Genomic DNA, 1,583 nt, shown 5'->3' on the forward strand with positions numbered 1-1,583 from the left:
AGCTTGGCGTTTAACCTCGCCGGTTCACTCGACCCGCTGATCTCGTGTTCTTCGAGGGACAGCAGGGCGGCCGTTCTTCACGCTTCGAGGTGTCGAGCAACGTCGCGTGAAGGAACGGCCGCTGGTGAAGAGTCTCGCTCCTGCAGGTCCCGCCGACGCCGCACTGGGCGTCCTGTCCCACTTTCGTGTCGAGTTCTACGACTGCCTGTACAGCCGCGCGGACGCGCTCTTCGAGCTCACCGACGCGGTGCTGTGCGCGGACGGGCCGGTGAAAACCCTGGTCGAGCTCTCCTTGGCGGTCGAGCACCGGCGCGGGCACGGTGCGCTGTACGCGGCCCTGGACCGTGGCTGGCTGGAGCCGACACGGTTGCGCCGCGCGCTGGCGGGCCTGCCGCTACCGAAGGCGGCCGACGGGCGGATCGTGCTCGCCGTGGACGTGTCGCACTGGCTGCGACCCGACGCTCCCACCAGCAGCGACCGGCTCTTCTGCCATGTCTACGGACGCGGCGACCGCAAGACGGACCAGCTGGTGCCCGGCTGGCCCTACTCCTTCGTCGCGGCCCTGGAGTCCGGCCGCACCTCCTGGGTCGCGATCCTGGACGCGGTCCGCCTGGGGCCGGCCGACGACGCGACCACCGTCACTTCCGCCCAACTCCGCGATGTTGTCGAGCGGTTGACGAGCGCAGGCCACTTGAGACCGGGCGATCCGGACATCCTGATCGTGATGGACTCCGGCTACGACGTCGCCTACCTGACCCACGCTCTCGCCGACCTTCCCATCGTGCTGGTCGGGCGCCTGCGCTCGGACCGGGTCATGCTCCGCGACCCCGGCCCCGCCCGGCCGGGTCCACGGGGCGGGCGCCCTCGCCGGCATGGCGGCGTCCTCACGTTCAAGAAGCCCGACAGCTGGCACGAGCCCGACGTCACGACCGCCACGGACACCACCCGCTACGGCACGGCCACCGCGACGGCCTGGGACCGGATGCACCCCCGGCTCACCCACCGCGGCCCCTGGCTGAACCACGCAGAGGAAGAACTCCCCGTCCTGCACGGCACGTTGATCCGCCTGAAGGTCGAGCGCCCGCCCGGTGACCGCGACCCGAAACCGGTCTGGTTGTGGTGCTCGGCCACCGCCGCCGCGCAGGCGGACGTGGACCGCTGGTGGCAGTCCTTCCTCCGCCGCTTCGACCTGGAGCACACCTTCCGGCTGATGAAACAGACCCTGGGCTGGACCGCCCCGAAGGTCAGGAATCCCGACACGGCCGACCTGTGGACCTGGCTGATCATCGCCGCCCACACCCAGCTCCGCCTCGCCCGGCCCCTCGCGGAGGACCTCCGGCGCCCCTGGGAACGGCCCAGCGAGCCCCGCCGCCTCACCCCCACCCGGGTCCGCCGGGGGTTTCGCAACGTCCGCGCGACAGCAGCCCGCCCGGCGGCCGCACCGAAACCGTCCCGACCAGGTCCCGGACGGCCTCCCGGCTCGAAGAACAAGCAACGGGCCAGGCGCCACGACGTCGGCAAGACCATCAAACGCGCCGAATCGATCAAGGAACACCAAGCCCAGCGAGGTTAAACGCCAAGCT

The 1,583-nt window shown here is 70.9% G+C and carries 1 protein-coding gene; it reads left to right on the forward strand.

Going from position 1 to position 1,583, the window contains the following annotated elements; genetic code table 11:
• The first annotated feature begins 163 nt into the window (after window positions 1-163).
• Complete coding sequence (locus ACWCP8_RS41160; RefSeq protein ID WP_451121680.1) at window positions 164-1,573, forward strand: NF041680 family putative transposase; 1,410 nt, start codon at window positions 164-166, stop codon at window positions 1,571-1,573.
• Window positions 1,574-1,583 lie beyond the last annotated feature (10 nt).

The sequence above is a fragment of the Streptomyces sp. NPDC002206 genome (assembly GCF_053593595.1).